10 protein-coding genes are annotated in these 24523 nt (G+C 38.9%); 3 read left to right on the plus strand and 7 right to left on the minus strand.

The window, feature by feature from the left end:
- On the plus strand, positions 1-890 hold an 890-nt coding region (locus tag ACYVQ1_RS04700), incomplete at its 5' end, for a mucin-binding protein (protein WP_461258409.1).
- 262 nt (positions 891-1152) lie between these two features.
- Here ACYVQ1_RS04700 and ACYVQ1_RS04705 read toward each other — a convergent pair.
- The 6 genes from ACYVQ1_RS04705 to ACYVQ1_RS04730 form a co-directional block, all read right to left on the minus strand.
- Positions 1153-3678 carry an N-acetylmuramoyl-L-alanine amidase family protein gene (locus ACYVQ1_RS04705; RefSeq protein WP_461249994.1) on the minus strand — a complete coding sequence of 842 codons (2526 nt, stop codon included), beginning with the start codon at positions 3676-3678 and terminating at the stop codon, positions 1153-1155.
- Between the two features lie 385 nt (positions 3679-4063).
- Positions 4064-6937 carry an N-acetylmuramoyl-L-alanine amidase family protein gene (locus ACYVQ1_RS04710; RefSeq protein WP_461249995.1) on the minus strand — a complete coding sequence of 958 codons (2874 nt, stop codon included), beginning with the start codon at positions 6935-6937 and terminating at the stop codon, positions 4064-4066.
- Positions 6938-7302: 365 nt separating this feature from the next.
- Entirely contained in the window at positions 7303-10179 is a 2877-nt protein-coding gene (locus ACYVQ1_RS04715) for a glucosyl transferase (protein ID WP_461249996.1), read from the minus strand.
- 261 nt (positions 10180-10440) lie between these two features.
- Positions 10441-12702 (minus strand): glucosyl transferase, encoded by a 2262-nt coding sequence (locus ACYVQ1_RS04720; protein WP_461249997.1) that lies wholly within the window; start codon positions 12700-12702, stop codon positions 10441-10443.
- 282 nt (positions 12703-12984) lie between these two features.
- Positions 12985-15792, minus strand: coding sequence for a KxYKxGKxW signal peptide domain-containing protein (locus ACYVQ1_RS04725; RefSeq protein ID WP_461249998.1), 2808 nt, complete (start codon positions 15790-15792; stop codon positions 12985-12987).
- A 315-nt stretch (positions 15793-16107) separates the two neighbouring features.
- Positions 16108-19377, minus strand: coding sequence for a KxYKxGKxW signal peptide domain-containing protein (locus ACYVQ1_RS04730; protein WP_461249999.1), 3270 nt, complete (start codon positions 19375-19377; stop codon positions 16108-16110).
- A 329-nt stretch (positions 19378-19706) separates the two neighbouring features.
- Between ACYVQ1_RS04730 and pdxS the strand changes: the two genes are divergently transcribed.
- Both pdxS and pdxT read left to right on the plus strand, forming a co-directional pair.
- Complete coding sequence (pdxS, locus tag ACYVQ1_RS04735) at positions 19707-20579, plus strand: pyridoxal 5'-phosphate synthase lyase subunit PdxS (RefSeq protein WP_461250000.1); 873 nt, start codon at positions 19707-19709, stop codon at positions 20577-20579.
- A complete protein-coding gene (gene pdxT / locus ACYVQ1_RS04740; RefSeq protein ID WP_461250001.1) occupies positions 20580-21173 on the plus strand; it encodes a pyridoxal 5'-phosphate synthase glutaminase subunit PdxT in 594 nt (197 codons plus the stop codon).
- A 255-nt stretch (positions 21174-21428) separates the two neighbouring features.
- On the opposite strand, the gene ACYVQ1_RS04745 is transcribed toward pdxT, so the two are convergent.
- Positions 21429-23870: a glucosyl transferase gene (locus tag ACYVQ1_RS04745; RefSeq protein ID WP_461250003.1), complete on the minus strand. Its 2442-nt coding sequence runs from the start codon at positions 23868-23870 to the stop codon at positions 21429-21431.
- Between the last annotated feature and the right edge of the window lie 653 nt (positions 23871-24523).

Consider the following 24523-nt stretch of genomic DNA (forward strand, 5'->3'; position numbering starts at 1 on the left):
CACCAGTAGGACCAAATGATCCACATAACCCAACAGATCCAATCAATCCAAATGATCCAAACAGTCCTAAGTACCCAGCGACAGATCAATGGAAGAAAGATGTCACATCTACTGTTAAGTATGTGGTATCAGACGGTAAGGTAGCTGCTCCAGCAGATCACGTTGAAAAGGCGACATGGACACGTACCCTTACCTTGGATAAAGTCACAGGTAAAGAACTTTCAGCGACACCATGGGCATCAGATAAGGCAGCCTACTCTGCAGTTCCAACACCAGGTTTGACAGGCTACTACGCTGATAAAGCAAGTGTTGCTTCTAAGGCTGTTACTCAAGAAAACCTTGAAGAAACAGTTACTTACAAACCACTTGGAAACTTGGTTCCAAAACCAGTGACACCAAACGATCCAAACTTCCCATCAACACCAGGTGTTAAATATCCGAACGATCCAACAGATCCAACGAAACCAGGTCAACCGGTTGTGCCAGATGTTCCAGGATATGAACCACACCTTCCAGATCCAAAGGATCCAACCAAACCAGGTCAACCAATCCAACCAGGAACACCTGTAACACCAGAGGATCCAGGTAAAGATACACCAATCATTTATGTTCCGGTTACTCCTGATAAACCTGTAACTCCTCCAGAACAACCTAAGGTACCAACACCTAAGAAACCAGAGGAGCCAGAACAACCAGTTAAACCAGAACAACCTGTAAGTCCAACTGTTATTGAAGAAGTAACTCCACAAGTTGCTCAACCTCAAGAACAAGCAGTTCTACCAGAGACAGGAACAGAAAGTGGACATATTGCAGAAGTGACAGGTTTGTCAGCCTTGATTACAGGTCTTGGACTAGGTCTTTTGGACCGTCGTCGTAAGAAAGAAGACTAATAACAAAGAGGATCCTTCCCTTCTTCTAAATAGTTAGTTAAAATAAAAAATTAGTCTTCAAAAAAAGAGGTTCTTCCCTATAGGTTGGGGGAGGACCTTTTTTGATCTATTTTTTAACCTAAGTACAAAATTGGAGTCTTGATTTTGTACTTTTATTCTTGATATGTGATTAAAGAAAATGCTTAAAAAGGAAGTTGAAATTAATCAACTTCCTTTAGTATAGATATCTGTGAGAAAAAACTTAGTCTATTTCCTGAATTCTTTACAATTGCTTCGCACGTCCATTTTCATCAAAGTAATAAGTCACACCATTGATGGTACGTGTTTGGTTGGTTACGAGCTCACCAGAGTTTTCATCATAGTAACGAGTCCCCTTGTAGTCTGTAACGAAATTGCCCTTCACTTGCTTACCTTCATAATCAAAGTAGAGGTGTTGACCATTGATGACTTGATCGAAGAGTAGAGCCTTTCCATCGTTACCGAAGTAGTACCAGTTGCCCTTCCAATTAACGAATTGGTTAGTTACCGCAGCACCTGTTTCAGCGTCGAAGTAGTAGTAACTATAGAGTTTAGGTTCGATGATAGTACTACTAGATGTCCGAGGATATCTAGTAGACTCTTTTTGCTCAGGACTAAGCACTTTATCTTTTGCGAGATAACCAGTAACTAAGCTTGTAGACTCTGTATTATCGAGATAATAGAGTTTCCCATCGATTTCTTGAAGACCGAGAAGTTTATTACCATTTTCATCAGTATAGTACCAATCGCCACCTACTTGATGGAATCCTTTTTCTCTGACTGCTGCTCCAGTAACCTCATCGTAGAAAGGTCCTGAACCGGAAGGCCCAAAAGTTCCTTGACGGGCTTGTCCATTTTCATAGAACGAATAGGTTACACCATTAATGGTATGAGAACCAGAAAGTGGTTTACCATCTTTATCATAATAGAAGAGCCCATTATCAGCACGAACAAATTGGTTCCGTGGGACTTCCTTCTGTTCACCGGTATCCTTATCATAGTAGTGGCCATTTTTAACTACGTTTTTGAATTGTGTTCCGAGGTGGTCGTCAAAGTAGACAGGGACACCATCAATGGTATGAGCACCTTTTAGAATGTTGCCTTGCTTATCTGCATAGAACCACTTACCTCGAGTTGTAAAGTAACGCCCCTTAACAAGTTCACCAGTATTCTTGTCATAATACTTAACTGGGATACCAAAGACAACAAAGCTATCATAGAGAACATTAATACCATCTTTATCTACAAAGCCATCTTTAGCTTGTGTTCCAAATATTCTATCAAAATGTACCTGAACACCATTGATGACGTGGTCACCTTTAAGGATTTTGCCATTTGAACCGACATAATACCACTGGTTATTAATATTATGGAAACGATTCTTTTCAAGTGTGATTCTCGCACCAGAGTCTTTATCATAGTAGTAACCGTCGTCTCCAAAATCGCCTTTAACTTGTCGGCCATAATAAGAATCAAAGTAGACAGGGACATTATTTATGGTTTGTGAACCTTTTAATGGTTTGCCCTCAGCATCCACATAGTACCAATATTTATCTATATTGACATAACGGTTGGTTACAAGTGCACCAGTTGAGGCATCGTAGTATTTACCATTACCTCCGAAGTCACCTTTCACTTGGGCACCGGTCTTTTTATCGAAGTAGTACTCTTTACCATCAATACGAGTAGCACCCTTCATGGCTACACCTTTTGCGCCAACGAAGTAGCTCTTATCGTTGACTGTTACGAATCGGTTGCTTACTAGCTTACCAGTGTGTTCATCATAATAGCGGTTATCCTTGTCAAAATTCCCTTTTATTTGAACACCATTTTCATCGAAATAGAGCTGAGCCCCATTAATGATATGGCTGCCCTTTATAATTTGTCCTCTATCATTGAGATAGTACCATTTTCCTTTGATTTCAACAAAGCGGTTGGTACCTAAATTGACGAAAACACCATCCTGATCGTAAAAGTGTCCATTAGGAGCAAAGCGATCAATGATTTGAGTCCCAAATTTATCGTCAAAGTAGGATGATCGACGATTAATTCGATACTCACCATACACGGGATTCCCTTTATCATCTAGATAATAACGTTCATATTGTTTTGTATCGTTGCTGTAGGCCACGATAAATTGATTTTTGAGAAGAGCACCAGAATCTTTATCATAGAAATTTAGTTTTTTAGCATCATTAGGGTCTTTAGCAAAAACGCCTTTAGCTTGTATGCCATTTTCTTTATCGAAATAGACTTGAACCCCATCGATGGTTTGTGGTCCAGTCAGGTCCTTACCATTGGCATCTCTGTAATGCCATTTACCGTTTTGGTCACTGTAATATTGACCACCTGTAACGTTTACGTCCTCATTGATAACAGGAGTTGCCGTAGCTGTTTCACTAGCAGCACTGTCTCTTGTTGAAACGGCGTGTGCTTCAACGATGGCTGTTTCAGTAGGAGCTTGACTCTCATTAGTGGTTGCTGAAGCCCTTTCTCTAGCGTTTTCCGAACTTGCTAACTCTGGAGCAACTGTTGAACTTTCAGCAGAAGCAGTTGCCTCAATTCCCTTTGTTTCAACTAAATCTGCTGTTGTTTCAAGATTGGCAGTAACACTTGCTGTCGTGTCATTCTTGAGTGTTTCACTAGCAGTTACTTCATCCGCAAAAGCAGCTCCGGCAATAAGTGCAAAACTAGCAAGAGCAGATGCACATGAAAACGCAATCAGATACTTTTTAGATGAATGATGTTTGACCTTATTATTTGTTTCCATAACAAATCCCCCCCTTTTTAATTTATATTATAAGACAATAAGAAAGCCTTTTCAAGATTAAAATGAAAAGGCTTTCTTATAATGTGAAAAGGAGTAGACAAAAAAGAAAAGTATGCTTTTCTTTGAATATTAAGTGAGATGTTGCCAGTTCTTACTAAATCCAAGATTCATAAAAAACAAAAAAATCCAGGACCTGAGCCCTGAATTTAGGAGATTATGAAAAAGAAAAGTTTTAGGATAGTTATAGTATATAAATCAAATCCTAAAGTTTGCTTAAAGTAGACAAAAATTATTTTCTTGGATTTTTAAAAGGAAGTTGAAATTAATCAACTTCCTTAGTATAGATGTCTTATAAGAATAATTTTAGTCGATTTCCTGACTTATCTTACAATTGATTTGTACGTCCATTTTCATCAAAGTGATAAGTCACACCATTGATGGTACGTGTTTGGTTGGTTACAAGCTCACCAGAGTTTTCGTCATAATAACGAGTTCCCTTGTAGTCTGTAACGAAATCACCCTTCACTTGTTTACCTTCATAATCAAAGTAGAGGTGTTGACCATTGACGACTTGATCAAAGAGGAGGGCCTTACCATCCTTACCGAAGTAGTACCAGTGTCCATCTGCGTAGACGAATTGGTTAGTTACCGCAGCCCCAGTTTCGGCTTCGAAGTAGTAAGTTGGATTGTCTTCTGCTCTATTTGGGAAGGAAATATAAAAGTAAGGTCTAGCTAATTGTCCACGAACTTGTTCGTGCGTTTCGTATTTGTTCATTGGATTATTAGAGAAGAAATAAAGCTTACCATCAATTTCTTTAAGGCCCTTTGCTTTTTTTCCGTCTTCCTCTAAATAGTACCAACGGCCATCAGATTTAACAAAACCAGTTTTTTTCACAGCTTCGCCAGTTTCGTCATCATAGTAAGGTGGCTCTTGGTATACGTTAAAGGAACCACGAAGAACTCTACCATATCGAGCAATATAGTAATCCTTCCCATCAATATTTATTTCCCCAGTTCGTCCATTACTGCTAAGGTAGTATAAATCGTCACCAATCTTAATAAACTGATCACGAGGGAGTTCTTTTCGTGCGCCAGTATCTTTATCGTAGTAGTAACCATCAAGAACAGTATCTTTAGCTTGTACACCATTATAGTCAAAGTAAACGTGTACCCCATCGATGGTTTGATCGCCTTTAAGGATATTACCTTCTGCATCTGCATAGTACCATTTACCATTATGGTTGAAGTATTGATTTTTTACAAGAGCGCCGGAATCTTTATCGTAGAACTTAACTGGGCTAGTATAGGAGTTTGCTTTAACCGCATGCCCATTACTATCGGTAAATTCTCCTTTAATCTGATTGCCATAATATGGATCAAAGTGAACCTGTACCCCATCGATGGTTTGATCGCCTTTAAGGATTTTTCCTTCTTCATTAAGGTAGTACCAGTTTTCGTTGATGAAAACGTAGCGGTTGGTACCAAGGTCTATTTTAGCACCAGAATCTTTGTCGTAGAAGTAGCCATCATTGCCAAATACACCTTTGGCTTGTTTACCATCATAAGGGTCAAAGTATACAGGAACATTGTTAATGGTTTGAGAACCTTTAAGCCGTTTACCGTCATTTCCAACATAATACCAGTCTTTGTCGACTTGGACATAACTATTGATTACGAGAGCACCAGTGATTCCATCATAGTATTTATCGTTACTAGCAAAATCTCCCTTAACTTGGGCTCCAGTTTTCTCGTCAAAGAAGTATTCAGTGTTGTCAATGACTGTTGCTCCTTTGATGGCCTTGCTATCGCCTCCAATGAAGTAGGTCTTGTCATTAACGGTAACGAAACGATTAGTAACTAAATTTCCAGAGTCTTTATCGTGAAATTGATTATTATAGTCAAAATCTCCTTTAACCTGTTTACCTTCATATTCAAAATAAACGTGAGCGCCGTCAATAGTTTGCTCACCTCTCAAGATTTTTCCATCTTCACCGACATAGTACCAGTTGCCTTTGACCTGAACATAACGATTGATACCAAGGTTGACACGATTACCGTCTTGATCGTAAAAGTAGCCATCGTCAGCAAAATTGTCGAAAACCTGGCTTCCCTCGTAGGTATCGAAGTAGACTTGTTTACCGTCAATTGTTTGAGGACCAGTTAACCGAATTCCTTGGTCGTTAACATAATAACGTTCATTTCTATGTCTGTAGGGGTTGTAGGCGATGATATATTGGTTAGTAGCTAGAGCACCAGTATCCTTATCGTAGTATCGAGATTTATTATCTTCCTCATCTTTAACAAAATACCCTTTAGCCTGAATACCATTCTGATGGAAGTAGACCTTAACGCCATCGATGGTTTGTGGTCCCTTTAAAATAGCACCATCATTTCCAGCATAGTACCATTTTCCGTTTAATTCAAAATAGCGGTTTGTCCCGAAATCAACTTGTTTTCCGTTTTCGTCGTAATAACGGTCATCATAAGCAAATCTACCTTTAACTTGTTCACCATCCAGATCAAAATAATACCACGCTCCATTAATTTCTTTGGAACCAATTGTCTTATTACCATTTTCATCTAAGTAATAGGTTCTACCATATTCTTCAACGAATTTATTAGTAACAAGAGCACCAGAATCTTTGTCATAATAGTGATCGTCCCAGCCAAATCCTCCTTTAACCTGAACACCGCCTAGACTGAAGTAGACCTTAACGCCATCAACAGTTTGTGGTCCAGTCAGGTCTTTACCACTAGCATCTTTATAATGCCAGAGACCATACTTATCGCTGTAGTAATAACCACCAGTGACGTTTGTTTCCTTGTTCGAAGTTTCGGTAGCTGATGCAGCTTCATTGGCAGCTTGGTCTGTAGTTACAGCTTCGCGTGTTTGGCCTGAGGCTGATTCTGCAGGTGATTGACTTTCACTTGCAGTTATTGAAACTGTTTCACTGGCAGTTTCAGAGCTTGCAGCAGAAGTTGTGGCTTGTTCTGAGACATTTGTAGTGCTTTCAGTGCTGGCTGCCTTTTCGGTAGTAGCAGGAGCTTCGACAACTTTAGTTTCTACGAGGTCTGCTGTGGTTTCCACATTGGTTGTGGTAGCAGTAGTTGCATCAAGGTTTGATGTGTTGTCAGCTTTAGCTTCCTCAGCGAAGGCAGGTCTTGCGATAAAGGCAAAACTTGCAAGAGCAGTTGCACATGAGAATGCAATCAGACGTTTTGTGGACTTTTGTCCGGTAAAATTAGAATGTACTTTCATAATTTTTCCTCCATTTCCTAAGTTCTATTATAGCGCTATTTTAGAGACTTTCAAGGAAATATAAGAAATTTAGACAAAAATAAGAAAACGATTACATTGAAAGGTGACTAATAAAGTAAATGTCACAATTTTAGCAGTCACAAGAGTTTAAAAATACAAAAAAATCCAGGACCTGAGCCCTGGATTTTAGGAGATTATGAAAAAGAAAAGTTTTAGGATGGTTATAGTATACAAAGCGATTCCTAAAGTTTTCTTAAAGTAGACAAAAATTATTTTCTTGGATTTTTAAAAGGAAGTTGAAATTAATCAACTTCCTTAGTATAGATGTCTTATAAGAATAATTTTAGTCGATTTTCGGACTTATTTTACAATTGATTTGCACGTCCATTTTCATCAAAGTGATAAGTCACACCATTGATGGTACGTGTTTGGTTGGTTACGAGCTCCCCAGAGTTTTCATCGTAGTAACGAGTCCCCTTGTAGTCTGTAACGAAATTGCCTTTAATTTGCTTACCTTGATAATCAAAGTAGAGGTGTTGACCATTGATGACTTGATCAAATAGAAGAGCCTTTCCATCGTTACCGAAGTAGTACCAGTGTCCATCTGCATAGACGAATTGGTTGGTTACAGCAGCACCTGTTTCAGCGTCGAAGTAGTAAGTTGGGTTGTCTTCTGCTCTGCTAGGAAAAGAAATATAAAACTTAGGTCTAGCTAACTTTCCACGAACTTGTTCGTTTGTTTCGTATTTGTTCATTGGATTGGCAGAGAAATAGTAAAGTTTCCCATCAATTTTTTTAAAACCTGCGACTTTTTTACCATTTTCTAGGTAGAACCAACTACTACGAGATTTAACAAAACCAGTTTTTTCTACAGCTTCGCCAGTTTCATCATCATAGTAAGGTGGTCTTTGATATATGTTAAAGGAACCCCGAAGAACCTTTCCGTTTTGCTCAACATAGTAATCCTTACCGTTAATACTTATACTTCCAGTTCGTCCATTACTGCTAAAATAGTATAAATCGTCACCAATTTTAATAAACTGATTACGAGGGAGCTCTTTCCGTGCGCCAGTATCTTTATCGTAGTAGTAACCATCAAGAACAGTATCTTTAGCTTGTACACCATTATAGTCAAAGTAAACATGTACCCCATCGATGGTTTGTGAGCCTTTAAGGATATTACCTTCTGCATCTGCATAGTACCATTTACCATTATGGTTGAAGTATTGATTTTTTACAAGAGCACCGGAGTCTTTATCATAATATCTCATAGGAGTACCAGATAGATAATATTTTTCTTTTATGACTAATTTACCATCTTTGTCAGTAAAGCCCCCTTTAATTTGTTGCCCTGTTTTAGTATCAAAATGGACTTGAACCCCATCGATGGTCTGTTCGCCTTTGAGAATCTTACCCTCAGCATTGACGTAGTACCAATTATCGTTAACTTGGACATAGCGACTTGTTCCCAAATCTACTTTGGCACCAGAATTTTGGTCGTAATAGTAACCATTATCACCAAACTCTCCTTTTACTTGTTTACCCCCATAAGGATCAAAGTATACAGGAACATTATTAATGGTTTGAGAGCCTTTGAGGGGCTTTCCGTCATTTCCAACATAGTACCAGTCTTTACCAACTTGGACATAGCTATTGGTTACGAGAGCACCAGTGACCCCATCGTAGTATTTATCGTTTCTTGCGAAATTTCCTTTAACTTGAGCACCAGTTTCTTTATCAAAGAAGTATTCAATGTTGTCGATGACTGTTGCCCCTTTGATAGCCTTACTATCAGCTCCAATAAAGTAGGTTTTGTCTTTAACTGTTACGAAACGATTAGTAACTAGATTTCCAGAGTCTTTATCATGAAATTGTTTGTTGTAGTCAAAATCTCCTTTCACTTGGATACCTTTATAGCCAAAGTAGACATGAGCACCATCAATAGTTTGTTCACCTGTCAAGATTTTTCCATCGTTACCGATGTAGTACCAGTTGCCTTTGATTTGAACATAACGGTTTGTGCCTAGGTCGACTCGGTTACCATCTTGCCCATAGAAGTAGCCATCGTCACCAAAATTGTCGAAGACTTGTCTTCCATCATATCTAAAGTAAACTTGTTTACCATCGATAGTTCTAGAACCTTCTACGCGAACACCCTGCTCATCCACATAGTAGCGTTCATTTTGGTGGGTATAGTTATCGTAGGCAATAACATAGTTATTAGTGACTAGTGCACCAGAATCTTTGTCGTAATAATGTTCCTTATTGTCAGTATCATTTCTAACAAAATACCCTTTAACTTGAACGCCGCTTTGATAAAAGTAAACCTTAACGCCATCAATAGTTTGCTCACCTTTTAAGATAGCACCGTCCTTACCGGCGTAAAACCAATAATCACCAAGTTGAAAATAACGGTTTGTCCCGAAATCAACTTGTTTTCCGTCCTTGTCGTAATAACGGCCATCAGAAGCAAATCTATTCCTAACTTGTTCACCGTAGTCGTCAAAATAATTCCAAGCTCCATTAATTTCTTTGGGACCGATTGCTTTATTGCCATTTTCATCTAAGTAATATCTTCGTCCATAATTTTCAACGAAATTATTGGTAACAAGAGCTCCAGAATCTTTGTCATAATAGTGACCATCCCAAGCAAATTCCCCTTTAACTTGAACGCCACTATCTCTAAAGTATACCTTAACCCCATCAACAGTTTGAGGTCCAGTCAGGTCTTTACCACTAGCATCTTTGTAATGCCAGTAGCCATATTCGTCTCTATAGTATTGACCACCAGTGACATTGGTTTCAACATTCGAAGTTCCGCTAGCTGAAGCTGTCTCATTGGCAGCTCGGTCTGTAGCTACAGCTTCGCGTGTTTGGCCTGTAGCTGATTCTGCAGGTGCTTGACTTTCGCTTGCAGTTGTTGAAGCAGTCTCACTGGCAGTTTCAGAGCTTGCAACAGAAGTTGTGGCTTGTTCTGAGACATTTGTAGTGCTTTCAGTGCTAGCTACATTTTCAGTAGTAGCAGGAGCTTCAACAACTTTAGTTTCGACAAGATCTGCTGTGGTTTCCACATTGGTAGATGTTGCAGCAGTTGCATCAAGGTTAGATGCGTTGTCAGCTTTAGCTTCCTCAGCGAAAGCAGGTCTTGCGATAAAGGCAAAACCTGCAAGGGCAGTTGCACATGAGAATGCAATCAGACGTTTTTTGGACTTAGGTCCAGTAAAATTAGAATGTACTTTCATACTTTTTCCTCCATTTCCTAAGTCCTATTATAGCGCTATTTTAGAGACTTTCAAGAAAATATAAGAAATTTAGATAAAAATAAGAAAACGATTACATTGCATTGCGAGTGAGAGGGGATGATTTTAGTTGCTAAAGACCTTTCTAAAACAAAATAATCCAAGACCTATGCCCTGGATTTAGGAGATTATGAAAAAGAAAAGTTTTAGGATGCTTATAGTATAAAAAGCAAAGCCTAAAGTTTTCTTAAAGTAAGAGATATCTTAAACTTTAGTCGAATTACCATTTTCATCAAAGTGATATGTTACGCCCTTGATGGTACGAGTTAGGTTAGTGACGAGCTCACCAGAGATTTCATCGTAGTAGTGACCATCTGGTGTAAAAGCACCTTTAATTTGTTCCCCCCTAGAGTTAAAGTAAAGCTTTTTACCATTAATTTCAGAAGCACCAATTGCTGCTGTACCATCTCCATTGAAATAATACCAATTTCCATTGGTAAAGACGAAGCGGTTTTTAACTGCTTTACCAGACTCACCAAAATAGTAAATTTTATCCCTTGTATAATAGAGGAGTGTATTTTTTTCCATTGAAGCAACTCGAATATATTTGCTTGCCCCACCTGGAGTGAAGTAGTAAAATTCGCCATCAATTTCTTTAAAGCCGATTACTTGTCTACCAGTTTCGTCATGGTAATAAGTATCTCCAAATGAGTTTTTTACAAAGCCAGAATAGTTTACTTTATATCCATTATCTTTATCATAAAAGTATTCAGGCATATATACACCATCTTGTGCAAATGCCCCTTTGGTTTGTGTTCCTTCATAGCGACTGAAGATGACTTCATGACCATCAATAGTATGAGCACCCTTTAAAGTATTGCCATTTTTATCAACGTAGTACCAAGATTTGTTGTATTCGATATAACGATTGGTCGCAAGTTCTCCAGAATCTGGATCGAAGTAGTGAACAAGGTTATTACGGGCATTGGTATAGGCCCCTTTAACCTGTTGACCATTGTCGCGGAAGAATACTTTTTGGCTATTGATAATTTGAGCTCCAGTAAGGTTGTCTCCATTTGCGTTTTTATAATACCAATTTCCGTTATCATCACTATAATAACCATTTGGGTTAGGAGCATCCGTACCTACGCTATTTTCATCAAATCGATAGGTCATACCATTAACTGTTAGAGTGGTGTTAGAGACGCGTGCTCCAGAATTAGGATCATAGTAGCGAAGAACACCATTGTCGAGAACAAGCTCTCCCTTAGCTTGACGACCATTAGCATAGAGGTAAACGATTTGACCGTCTATATTGACTTCACCATCTTGAGGACGAATAGCATTACCATCCTCTCCGTAATAATACCATCCGTCAGACTCTTTAATATAGCGATTTTTTACTGCTTGACCAGTAATTGAGTCAAAATAGTAGCGACGGGTGATTTTAGTAGGATTACCATAACCATAACTATTACCACGTGGTGAATTTTTTCCCTCCTCAAGAGAGATACTAATACCTTTTTGTAGAGAGCCAATATAAACAGGGGTAGTAGCATCATATATTTTGAAATAAAAGAGGTTTCCGTCAATCTCACGAACTCCTGTAAACTTAGAGCCATCATTGTTGAGGTAGTAAGTTTTTCCTCCTTTATCATTGACAAGACCTTCTTTTCTTACTCGAGCCCCAGAGTCAGCATCGTAATAGAAAGTCATATGAGGATAACTATAAGACTCTCCGCTAAAGTCACCTTTGACTTGAATACCTTTATAATCGAAGTAGACTTCTTGGCCATTGATAGTTTGTTCACCAGTGAGTGGATAGCCATTTTCACCTAAATAGTACCAATTACCTTTGTATTCAAGGTATCGATTAGTCCATAGTTGCCCAGTATCAACATCGTAGTAACGAAATAGATTATTATTCCAACCGATTAAAGGTCCCTTAACTTGTTGCCCATTACTGCGGAAATAAACATTTTGACCATCGATAGTCTGTTCGCCTACGAGGTTTTTACCACTAGCATCTCTATAATACCAGTTGCCTTGGTCATCACTATAGTACTGACCACCGGTAACATTGGTTTCACTATTGGTATCTGCGGTTGCTGTTGCTGTCTCATTGGTAGCTCGGTCTGTAGTTACAGTTTCGCGTGTTTGGCCTGTAGCAGATTCTGCAGGTGCTTGACTTTCGCTTGCAGTTGTTGAAGCAGTCTCACTGGCAGTTTCAGAGCTTGCTGTAGAAGTTGTGGCTTGTTCTGAAACATTTGTAGTGCTTTCAGTGCTAGCAACATTTTCAGTAGTAGCAGGAGCTTCAACAACCTTAGTTTCGACAAGATCTGCTGTGGTTTCCACATTGGCAGTGGTAGCAGCAGTCGTATCAAGGTTTGATGAGTTGTCAACTTTAGGTTCCTCCGCAAATGCAGGCCTTGCGATAAAGGCAAAGCTAGCAAGAGCAGTTGTACATGAGAATGCAATCAGACGTTTTTTGGACTTTTGTCCAGTAAAATTAGAATGTACTTTCATAATTTTTCCTCCATTTCCTAAATTCTATTATAGTGCTATTTTAGAGAGTTTCAAGAAAATATAAGAAATTTAGACAAAGATAAGAAAACGATTACATAGTAAAGTGAGTGAAAGTCAAATGTCACAATTTTTGCAGTCATAGGAACTTAAAAAACAAAAAAATCCAGGACCTGCGCCCTGGATTTTAGGAGATTATGAAAAAGAAAAGTTTTAGGATGGTTATAGTATATAAAGTAATTCCTAAAGTTTTCTTAAAGTGCGAGAAATATCTTGTTTTCCACTTTAATTCACTTTTTCAGTTGCTACACCATTTTCATCGATGATATAAGTTTTGCCATCTTTTTCAAGGGTTGCATTGGTTGTGATTGGAGAACCGTAAAGATGTTTCCCTAACGAAGTTGATTTTTCGAAGTGATAGAGCTTACCGTCAATTTCCTTCCAAGTTGGTTGGTAGGAAGAGATTACCTGAGGCTCAAGATAGCAGAGGTAGCCTTCATCAGTGCGGTAGAATCCTGTTCGAACGATTCCATTTTCATCCGAAGCGTATGAGTAATTAGTGTCATTACGCAATAATTCCGCATAAGAACCGAAAAGATAGGTCTTGCCATCTATGATTTCTGTTGTATTGACATAGCGATATTGATTGCTTGGATCTAGGTAATAGGTCTTACCGTCAATTTCTCTCCACCCGGTTAATAGTTTTCCTTCTGAATCTGCAAGATATATTATACTAAATGATTTAGCTGAACCATCAACTAGAAGTTGGCCATCTTGATTGAAGTAATAATAATTTCCGTCAATTAGAAGTAACTCTTCTTTAGCTTGAAGACCATCTTCCTTAAAGTAAACACGGTGACCGTCTAGTGTGTACCAACCAAAAACTTGAGCTCCATCATTGCCAAAGTAGAGCTTAGAAAAGTAATTGTACGGATAGAATGCATTACGGAGGAGTTCACCATTGTTTTCAGCGAAATAGTAGTACTTCCCATCTATAAGGATACGCTTACCTTTTATTTGCTTACCACTGCCATCAAAGTAGAGTTGGACACCATTAATGGTTTGCCATCCAGTAGCTAATTGTCCCTTATCTTTGAGATAAGTCCAATCGCCATCCTTGTCCTGAACAAAGGTGTTGCGTAGAGATGATGTGACATGTCCTTCTTCATCAATAGTATAGGTTACGCCACCAAGTTCAATGGTACGATTGGTCCATAAAGCTCCGCTATCTTTATCGAAGTAGTAGGTATCCCCATCGATGTCAACCAAAGTTCCTTTGGCTTGCTTACCATTTTTATCAAAGTAGAGCTGAATACCATCAATGGTTTGACGACCTGTTAGGAGTTTACCATCTTTGTCGTAGTAGTACCAGTTCCAAAAATCGTCGCGAATAAACTGATTTTTAGGTGTAACTTCAGTTGAGATTCCCTTGTCATCAAAGGAATAGACTTTGTCATCAACTTTCAAAGTTGTATTAGAGACAATAATTGTAGGACGCATACCAGCAGTAGGTTCAACGTAATCCCCATCTGTTAATCGGTAACGTTGCCCATTGATTTCCTCCCATGAAGGCTTAGTGACACTTTTTACTGCTGGTTGGAAGTAGTGGAGTTGACCATCAATACCTCGTTGGAATCCTTTTAAGACAATTCCGTTTTCATCAGTGCCATAGATTCCATTAAAGATGCCCTCGATTCGATAGACAACGGGTGCAAAGTAGGCTTTAAGGCTATTTTTTTGGACTACACTATTAATGACAAAATAATCATTTTTTTCAAAAGTGATAATACCGTTTAGGACAACCCCATTTTCAGTAAAAATGTATTCCTTACCATCAATTATATGTCTACCGGTTTGAATGACGCCGTCGGAATCAGTGTGGTAAGTTGTTTTACTAGAGAAAAACATAGAAGGTCTCTCAACGATGCCATACGTGTTCTTAACCAATTGCCCGTCATAATCAAACAAATATTTCTTCCCATCAATGGTTACGACATCATTTTGAGCTCTCAGCCCGTCTGATTGGAAGTAGTAGCGTTTGTTATCGATTGTATGCCAACCTGTAACGGGAGCACCGTCCTCTCCTAGATATTCAAAGAGGTGCGTATACATTGGATTGGTCCTATAATCATTAAAGATGATATGTTCATACCATTGATTAGTCATTAAGGCACCATTATGATAGGCAAAATAGTAGTGCTTGCCGTCGATTTCTTGTTTTTGTCCTTTGATTTGTTTGCCGTCTTTATCAAAATAAAGGATGACACCATCAACATTTTGCCAACCAGTCAATTTTTCACCATTAGCAGTGTAGTAATACCAGTCTTGTTGGTTATCAGATTGGAAATGGCCACCAGTCACGACCTGGGTTGGTAGTTGTGTTTTTTCGGTTAGGATGCCATCAGCATCTGCTAGATAAGTTTTACCGTCTACTTCAATGCTTGTATCAGTTACCTTACGTCCATTATCTTTATTGTAGTAGTAATCTTTGCCATCAATGGTAATCTTTTCACCTTTTGCTTGGACACCATTGTCATGGAAGTAGAGGTTAAAGCTATCGATAGTTTGTGGACCAGTTAGTTTGTGGCCCTCACTGTCTAGGTAATACCAGTTACCTTGCTCATCAGAAGTGAACTTGCCACCTTGAGAAGGTAATTCCTGAGTGGTAATTGCGTTGTTGCTTGTTTCAGATGAGGTTTCAACACTTCTATCAGTTGTAGCTGTCTCACCAGATTGAGCGTGTTCAACCTTTTTATCAGTCTCGTTAGCAGGCTGTGTAGTAGTCGTTTCTGTAGGTTGAGTAGCAACATTAGTAGGTGCAGTATCAGAAGATACTGCTTCACTAGAAGCTTTTTCAACAGCCGTGCTCGCCGAAGCTACTTCGGTTCTTGTAATGAGGCTAGCACTTGTCTCAAGATTACTGTCAGAGACGACATTTTCAGGACTGTTAGTAGCGGTTGTATCAGGTTTAACTTCATCGGCTCCGACTTGTCCTAGTCCAATTAGTGAAGCCCCTATAGCCAAACTTGAGGCAGTGATTGTGATCCAATGTTTCTTAACTTTATGAAGTTTGAAACTAACTTTGTTTTCCATAATTTCCCCCTTGTATGGTGGCTTGGTAAATTCATGCTGTGACATAAAAAACATCATGAATGCCAAAAATTAATTTACGATTATATTTTATCCCTATTTTCTAACAAACTCAATAGAAAACGCATACATAATTATAGTTTCAATTAATACTGCAGTAGTGATGTTTGAGAGAAGTTGATGTTTGCGCAAAAAAATCCAGAACTTGTGCCCTGGATTTTAGGAGATTATGAAAAAGAAAAGTTTTAGGATGGGTATAGTATATAAAGCAAAGCCTAAAGTTTTCTTAAAGTGGGAAAAATATTTTGTCTTTCCCCTTTAATTCACTTTCTCAGTCGCTACACCATTTTCATCGATGATATAAGTTTTGCCATCTTTTTCAAGCGTTGCATTGGTTGTGATTGGAGAACCGTACAAATCTTTCCCTAATGAGGTTGATTTTTCAAAGTGATAGAGTTTACCGTTAATTTCCTTCCAAGTTGCTTGGTAAAACTCGATTACTCTTGGCTCAAGATAGCAGAGGTAGCCTTTATCAGTACGGTAGAATCCTGTCCGAACGATTCCATTTTCGTCTGAAACGTAACCGTACATAGTTGCATTACGTAATAATTCTGCGTAAGAACCGAATATATATATCTTGCCATCTATAGATGCTACTCTATTAGAGTAGTAGCTTCCCTTACTTGGATCTAGGTAATAGGTCTTACCATCAATTTCTCTCCAACCGGTTAATAGTTTTCCTTCTGAATCTGCAAGATATATTTTACCAAATGATTCGACTGAACCATCGACAAGGAGTTGCCCATTTCGATTGAAGTAATAATAATTGCCATCAATTAAAACTAAATCATCTTTTGCTTGAAGACCATCTTCTTTAAAATAAACACGATGCCCATCTAGTGTGTACCAACCAAAAACCTGTGCTCCATCATTGCCAAAGTAGTGAATAAATGAATTAAAGGAATGGAATGAATTACGGAGTAGCTCACCACTGTTCTTATCGAAATAGTAGTACTTCCCATCTATAAGGATACGCTCACCTTTGATTTGTTTCCCAGTACCATCAAAGTAGAGTTGGACACCATCAATGGTTTGCCATCCAGTAGCTACTTGGCCCTTATCTTTGAGGTAGGTCCAATCACCATCTTTATCTTGAACAAAGGTATTTCGAAGTGACGATGTCACATGGCCTTGGTCATCAATTTCGTAGGTCATTCCATTGAGAGTTAGACTACGATTGGTCCACAAAGCCCCGCTATCTTTGTCATAATAGTAAGTATCCCCATTGATGTCAACCAAAGTACCTTTGGCTTGTTTACCGTTAGCATCAAAGTAGAGCTGAACACCATCAATGGTTTGACGACCAGTTAGGAGCTTGCCATCTGAATCGTAGTAGTACCAGTTCCAATTGTCATCACGAATAAATTGGTTTTTGACTGTAACCTCAGTCACAACTCCCTCATTATCAATTGTGTAGGTCTTATCATCGACTTTCAAAGTAGTATCTGTAAGGATAATAGTGGTATACATACCAGCATGTCTTTCTTTTAGATACGATTTTGTTAGACGATAGCGCTTGCCATCGATTTCTTTCCATGTAGGTTTATTAACACTTTTTACCTCAGGTTGGAAGTAGTGCAGTTGACCGTCAGAGCCTCGTTGGATGCCCATTAGGAGGACACCATTTTCATCAGTTCCGTAGATTCCAGAGAAACTAGTTCCACCCAAAATTTCGTTTTTAGAAAAGAAGGCTCCAAAGTAGTTTTTTTCTATTTTACTATCTTTGACTAGATAAAGTTTGTCGTCATAACCTATGACCCCATCGACAACCCGACCATCTGAAGCAAATACATACTCTGTTCCATCGATGATTTGTTTACCTGTTAGGACTTCGCCATCTGCATTAGTTCGGTAGGTATATTTTAATCTCACTCTAGCTCCTGGTTTATCAACAACGCCATAAGCATCTTTGACTAATTGTCCTTTTTCAAATAGATAGTTTTTACCATTGATTGAATAGATGCCATTAGAAGCATAGATACCGGTATCGGTGAAGTACAAGTGTTTTCCATCAATATCTTGCCAACCAGTCACAGCAGCGCCATCATTTCCGAGATAGTATGAACGGTAATCCTTTGATGCAGGATTAATTCCACCAACATTGATTGAGGCCCATTGATTTTTAACCATACGTCCATTGGTTTTATCAAAGTAATAGGTTTTACCATCAATTTGAACAATTTTATCTTTTGCTTGACGACCATCTTTATCGAAGTAAAGTTGGTAACCATCAATGGTTTGAAGTCCTTTAACAGCGTGGCCCTTTTCATCACCATAATAAAAATTAACATTTTCAGGGAAGATGAGATCTACTTTATCCCAAATAAAGGATTTTCGAGCTAGCCGTCCTCTCTCACCAAAGACATAGGTTGTGTCCCCTACATTGACCGCTACATTCTTAAGCAGTTCGCCATTCTCGTCAAAATAGTGAATGAAACCAGCTGCTGTTTTAACGAGACCTGTGGCACGTATGCCATCTCGGTTGAAGTAACTAGTATGGTAAATGTAGTTTGTTTTATACCGTGAGATAATCTGTTTTTCAGACCAATTGCGGTAAGAATTTTTGAGAAGGGCACCAGTGTTTTGATCTAAGTAATATGTTTTTCCCTCAACTGTGATTTCTTGACCTTTGAGTTGTTTCCCATCTTTGTCAAAATAGAGTTCAACCCCGTCCACATATTGGAAGCCAGTCAATTTTTCACCTTGTGAAGTGATATAAGACCATTCCCCCTTATCATTGGCTTCAAAATGTCCACCAGTAATGTTTGTAGGTAGTTTAGTTCTCTCTGTCACAACCCCATTCTCATCAATTTGATAATGTTTTCCATCTTTATCGAGGTAGCAATTGACTAGGAGCATACCAGTATGGTCGTCTAAATAATAGTTCTTTCCATTTACCTCAACAAACTGGCCTTTAACCTGTTTTCCATCTTCTTGGAAATAGTATTCGCGATCTTCTACATTGTTCCATCCAGTGAGATTTTTTCCGTCCTTGGTGTAATACCAATTGCCCAGATCGTCGGATGTGAATTTTCCTTGGGTGATAGAGATTTCTTGTCCTGATAATGGATGCTCACTGACTTCAGTAACCTCTGGCTTATTTTCATTTATATTTTGCTTGTCGGTGGCAGGTTCAACACCCCTATCAGTTGTAGCTGTCTCGTTAACTGGAGCTGCCTCAACCTTCTTATCAGTTTCACTGGCAGGCTGTGTAGAAGTTGCTTCTGCAGGCTGACTAGCCGCATTAGTAGATGTAGTGTCAGTTGAGACTGTCTCACTAGAAGTATTCTCAACAGTAGTGCTTGTTGGAACTACTTCGGTTCTTGTAATGAGGCTAGCACTTGTCTCAAGATTGCTGTCAGAGACGACATTTTCAGGACTGTTAACGGCGGTCGTTTCAGGTTTGACCTCATCGGCTCCGACTTGACCAAGGCCAATCAGTGAAGCCCCGATAGCCAAACTTGAGGCAGCGATTGTAATCCAATGTTTCTTAACTTTATGAAGTTTGAAACGAACTTTGTTTTCCATAAATTTCCCCCTTTTTATGGTGACTTGGCATACTATATCGTTGAATGATAAGAGATATAAACACCAAAAATTAATTTACAATTATATTTTAATCTTATTTTCTAATAACTTCAATAGAAAACGGATACAAAAACGCCATACTCTTATAAAAAGATGCTCATATTTATGATAGTTATAGTCTATAAAAGAGTTTTCCTAATTTATTTATTTTTCGTCTATAGATATGGTTGAAAGAGTAATTGTCCCCATACAGTTCGAGAAAAAGACTCTTTTTTTCAAAAATCATCCTGTGTAAAATAAAGGGCATAAAAACATGAGAGGTGATTGCAATGACAAATCGTTACGACTTAAATAAAAATTTGGCACAGATGTTAAAGGGGGGCGTCATCATGGACGTTCAAAACCCTGAGCAGGCACGTATCGCTGAGGAGGCGGGAGCGGCTGCGGTCATGGCCTTGGAACGCATTCCGGCTGATATTCGTGCGGTGGGTGGTGTGTCACGTATGAGTGATCCTAAGATGATTAAGGAAATTCAGGACGCTGTTAGTATTCCAGTTATGGCCAAGGTGCGTATCGGTCATTTTGTGGAAGCACAGATTTTACAGGCAATTGAGATTGATTATATTGATGAGAGCGAGGTATTGACACCGGCTGATGACCTTATTCATGTGGATAAAACCAAGTTTGATGTGCCTTTCGTCTGTGGAGCCAAGGACCTTGGTGAGGCCCTTCGCCGTATCTCTGAAGGGGCATCTATGATTCGTACCAAAGGTGAACCAGGTACTGGTGATATTGTCCAAGCTGTTCACCATTTGCGACTCATGAATCAAGAGATTCGTCGCATTCAAAATCTCAGAGATGATGAACTCTATATTACTGCCAAAGACATACAGGTGCCAATTGATTTGGTCCGTTATGTCCACGAACATGGCAAGTTACCGGTTGTCAATTTTGCGGCAGGTGGTGTGGCAACGCCAGCGGATGCTGCGCTTATGATGCAGTTGGGTGCTGAGGGTGTCTTTGTTGGTTCAGGGATTTTCAAGTCAGGAGATCCCAAAAAACGTGCGGAGGCAATCGTCAAGGCAGTGACTAACTATAATCGTCCAGACATTTTGGCGCAAGTGTCAGAAGATTTGGGTGAAGCCATGGTTGGTATTAACAAGGATGAAATTGACATCTTAATGGCAGAGCGAGGAAAGTAGATGACAAAAATCGGAATACTGGCTTTGCAAGGTGCTTTTGCAGAACATGAGCAGGTCTTGAAAGCACTTGAGGTTGAAACAGGTCAAATCAGAAATCGACAGGATTGGGAAGCCAACGTTGATTTAGATGGGCTCATTCTACCAGGTGGTGAGTCGACAGTCATGGGGAAACTCTTGCATGATTTAGACTTGTTTGAGCCGATTAAGGAAAAAATTGATACGGGGCTACCTGTATTTGGAACCTGTGCAGGTCTAAACTTGTTGGCTAAAACCATAGTAGGCGACCAAACAAAACATTTGGCAAGTATGGACATTAGTGTCGCACGTAATGCCTATGGTCGTCAGCTGGGCAGTTTTGTCACAAATGCTGACTTTAAGGGAATTGGTGAGATTCCCATGATCTTTATTCGTGGACCAATCATTGAAACCGTTGGACCAGCAGTTGAAGTTTTATCTCAGGTCAACGGAGCCATCGTGGCAGCCAAAGAAAAACAGATGCTTGTCACCTCATTTCATCCAGAATTAACAGGTGACACAAGAGTCCATGCCTATTTTCTAGAGATGGTAACCCAGGCCAAACAAGACAAACTATAATGCTAAACTCTTCACATGATTAATCTTCCACACAAAAAAATCCAGGACGTGAGTCCTGGATTTAGGAGATTATGAAAAAGAAAAGTTTTAGGATGGTTATAGTATATAAAGCAAAGCCTAAAGTTTTCTTAAAGTGGAAGAAAAAGTTTACTTGTGATATGAAAAAGGAAGTTGACGGTTGGTCGACTTCCTTTTTAGCGATTTCTAAATGAGAGTAATTATTCGATATCAATAGTTGTTATTTGAATACTATTCTTATACTTCATCAGGTCCCATCAAATGTCCATTACCGTCAGCATCGAATTTGAAAGCCCCAGTGTTGGTTCTAACAATGGTATTTTCAGCGCGTTCTCCATTCTTAGCATCGTAATAGTGAACAGTGCCGTCATCATCAAATTTGAATTCACCTCTAAATTGTCTACCGTTTTGGTCGAAGTAAACATGGATGCCATTTAAGGTTTGAGGTCCTGTCAGTTTATCCCCTTTAGCATCAACATAGTAGTAGAAATCTTCACGATCTAAATCTTTACTTTCTCTTGGATACTGTCCATCCTGACCTACGATATCATTTCCAGGAATGGTAATAGTGAAGTAGAAGATACGATCACCATCGAGATTTCGGTAATTCCAATTGTAGACATGAACAAAGCTATTAGTTACGAGAGCACCAGAATCTTTATCATAATAGTGTCCATCAGGGGCGAAGCGTCCCTTGACTTGTGCTCCGTTAGGAAGGAAGTAAAAGTGACTATTTCCAAAGGTTTGAGGTCCTGTTAATGCTTTCCCATCAGCATCAAGATAGTACCAGGCAGTAGTATAGATATTTTGATTGTTAATGTCATCACGACCAATGTAAGTTAAGATTTCTTTAAAAGCATTGGTTACGAGAGCACCAGAATCTTTATCATAGTATTTACCATTTGCTGCAAAATGCCCCTTGACTTGTATACCAGTGAAATCATCAAAATAGACTTTAACACCATCGATAGTTTGTTCTCCCTTGAGTTTATCACCTTTATCATTGACGTAAACCCAGTTACCATCTTGGGTTTCAAGATAGCGTTTGGTTACAAGAGCACCAGAGTCTTTATCGAAATAGCGACCATCCTCTGCAAAACGTCCTTTGACTTGTTTGCCATCCTTGTCGAAGTAGACTGGAATGTTGTCGACGAAGTTGAGACCAATGAGGTTTTTACCGTTTGTATCCTTGTAGTACCAGTTGCCCTCGTTATCACTATAATAGTGACCACCAAAAACTCGTGGTGCCTTGTCTAGGGTGACTGTAGGAGTGACGGGAGTATCTATTTCTTCACCAGGCCCCATCAAACGTCCATTACCATTTGCATCGAATTTGAAGGCACCAGTGTTGGTTCTGACAATGGTATTTTCAGCGCGTGCCCCGTTTTTCGCATCGTAATAATGAACAGTACCATCTTCGTCAAATTCAAACTCACCCCTAAGTTGTCTACCATTTTGGTCGAAGTAGACATGGATGCCGTTTAGGGTTTGAGGTCCTGTCAGTTTATCCCCCTTGTCATCTACGTAATAGTAGAAATCTTCGCGATTCAAATCATTGCTAGAAAGTGGGTAATGACTCATATCCAAAAATTGGTTTTCACCGTTAGGTCCAACGACTGAATTATTTGGAATAGTGATGACAAAGTGATTCACACGTTTTCCGTCTTGATTTTGATAATTCCAGTTGTAGATATGAACAAAGCTATTAGTTACGAGCGCACCAGAGTCCTTATCATAGTAATGTCCGTCAGGTGCGAAACGTCCCTTAACTTGTGCTCCATTAGGGAAGAAGTACATTTTTGTTCCACCAAGATTTTGAGGACCTTTAAGTGGTCTTCCATCGGCATCAAGGTAGTACCAATCAGTAGTATAGATGTTTTGATTGTTGATATCATCACGACCAATATAAGTTAAGAGTTCTTTAAAGGTCTTGGTTACGAGAGCACCAGAATCTTTGTCATAGTATCTGCCATCCTCTGCAAAACCACCTTTGATTTGAATACCGTCTTGGCTGAAGTAAACAGGAACATTATCCACATAGTTTAAGCCGACAAGGTTTTTGCCGCTTGAATCCTTATAATACCAGTTTCCCTGATCATCACTATAATAATGACCACCAGAAACATGAGGTGCATTTTCAAGTGTTACAGAAGGTGTGACTGGCTTTTCATTTTCATCGATTGGGACAGGTTGTTCACTGTTTTTTGTAGGTGTTTTTGTTTCTTCAACAGGAATAGGTTCATTAACTTTTTCCACCAAAGTTTTTGTAGTAGAGGCTTCTGAAGTTGCCGCTTTAATAGGTGTAGCTTTATTTGCCTGATTATCTTGATTGCTATTTCCTTGTTCAGAAGTGATTTCTACCGGTGATTCGCTTGCTAATTCAGATGATGCGACTTCACTGCTAGGAGCTTCACTTAGAACCGTACTTGTACTAGTAGGTAGCTCAGCATTAGTTGAGATAGGATTTGTAGTAGGTACTTTGACCTCAACACTAGTTACTGCAGTTTCTTGTGCAGGTGCAAGAATTTCAGTTGGTTGAATAGAAGTTTCAGGTGTTTTCGCTTCATCCGCAAATGCAGGTCGTGCGACTAAAGTAAAAGTAGCTAGAGCGGTTGCGCAGGAAAGTGCTACAACATGTTTCTTTAACATTTGCCAATGATAATTCATTTCAGTATTCATAATAGACTCCCTTCAAAAATGAACACCGATGTTTAGGTGTGTAATATAAAGGAGCTAGGCCGTCAGAAGAATGTTAAAAGTGAGAAAATCTGTTAAGACGACTGAGCCCCATATCTAAATCTCCCATGTTAAAGCCATAAGAAGATTTTATAGGCGAGCACGTCAAATGTGTGGCAAGGAGAATATGCTTAAGCTGTATAGTTTATATTTAGAAACAAGTGATTTTATTTATTTATCCTAATACTTTTATTTCTCTCCTTTCGTTTTATTTTTGAATCCAGCCTATGGCATCTGTCTTCAAATACAAAAAACTAGAGCTTTTAGTTTGAAGCATTCTCTCTAAAGCTCTAGTTTTGTATTATAGACAGATGTGTGTATGAAAAGAGCCTTAGATTATCATGCCAAAGTGCCTAAGGACCAGTTTTCATGCATAAAAAATTATTTTGACGTTAGAAGTCTAAAGCCAAGTTCCTAATCCTAATCCCTTGTAGTACACTTTCAATGTTTTTAGTAAAACGCTTACATATTCACCTATCTTTATTATAGTCCTTTTTTTATGACAAACAAGTTTTTTTACAAGATAATCGTAATTGTTTTAGAATTGTTCATAATTGAGTTCTGTTTGTATGACAGTGATTGATGATATGAAAAAG

It is taken from the genome of Streptococcus parasalivarius, from assembly GCF_054785155.1.

Excerpts from the sequence above, each read along its gene's own strand:
- ACYVQ1_RS04705 (WP_461249994.1), bottom strand. The coding sequence starts at position 3,678 with ATGGAAACAAATAATAAGGTCAAACATCATTCATCTAAAAAGTATCTG.
- ACYVQ1_RS04710 (WP_461249995.1), bottom strand. The coding sequence starts at position 6,937 with ATGAAAGTACATTCTAATTTTACCGGACAAAAGTCCACAAAACGTCTG.
- ACYVQ1_RS04715 (WP_461249996.1), bottom strand. The coding sequence starts at position 10,179 with ATGAAAGTACATTCTAATTTTACTGGACCTAAGTCCAAAAAACGTCTG.
- ACYVQ1_RS04720 (WP_461249997.1), bottom strand. The coding sequence starts at position 12,702 with ATGAAAGTACATTCTAATTTTACTGGACAAAAGTCCAAAAAACGTCTG.
- ACYVQ1_RS04725 (WP_461249998.1), bottom strand. The coding sequence starts at position 15,792 with ATGGAAAACAAAGTTAGTTTCAAACTTCATAAAGTTAAGAAACATTGG.
- ACYVQ1_RS04730 (WP_461249999.1), bottom strand. The coding sequence starts at position 19,377 with ATGGAAAACAAAGTTCGTTTCAAACTTCATAAAGTTAAGAAACATTGG.
- pdxS (WP_461250000.1), top strand. The coding sequence starts at position 19,707 with ATGACAAATCGTTACGACTTAAATAAAAATTTGGCACAGATGTTAAAG.
- pdxT (WP_461250001.1), top strand. The coding sequence starts at position 20,580 with ATGACAAAAATCGGAATACTGGCTTTGCAAGGTGCTTTTGCAGAACAT.
- ACYVQ1_RS04745 (WP_461250003.1), bottom strand. The coding sequence starts at position 23,870 with ATGAATACTGAAATGAATTATCATTGGCAAATGTTAAAGAAACATGTT.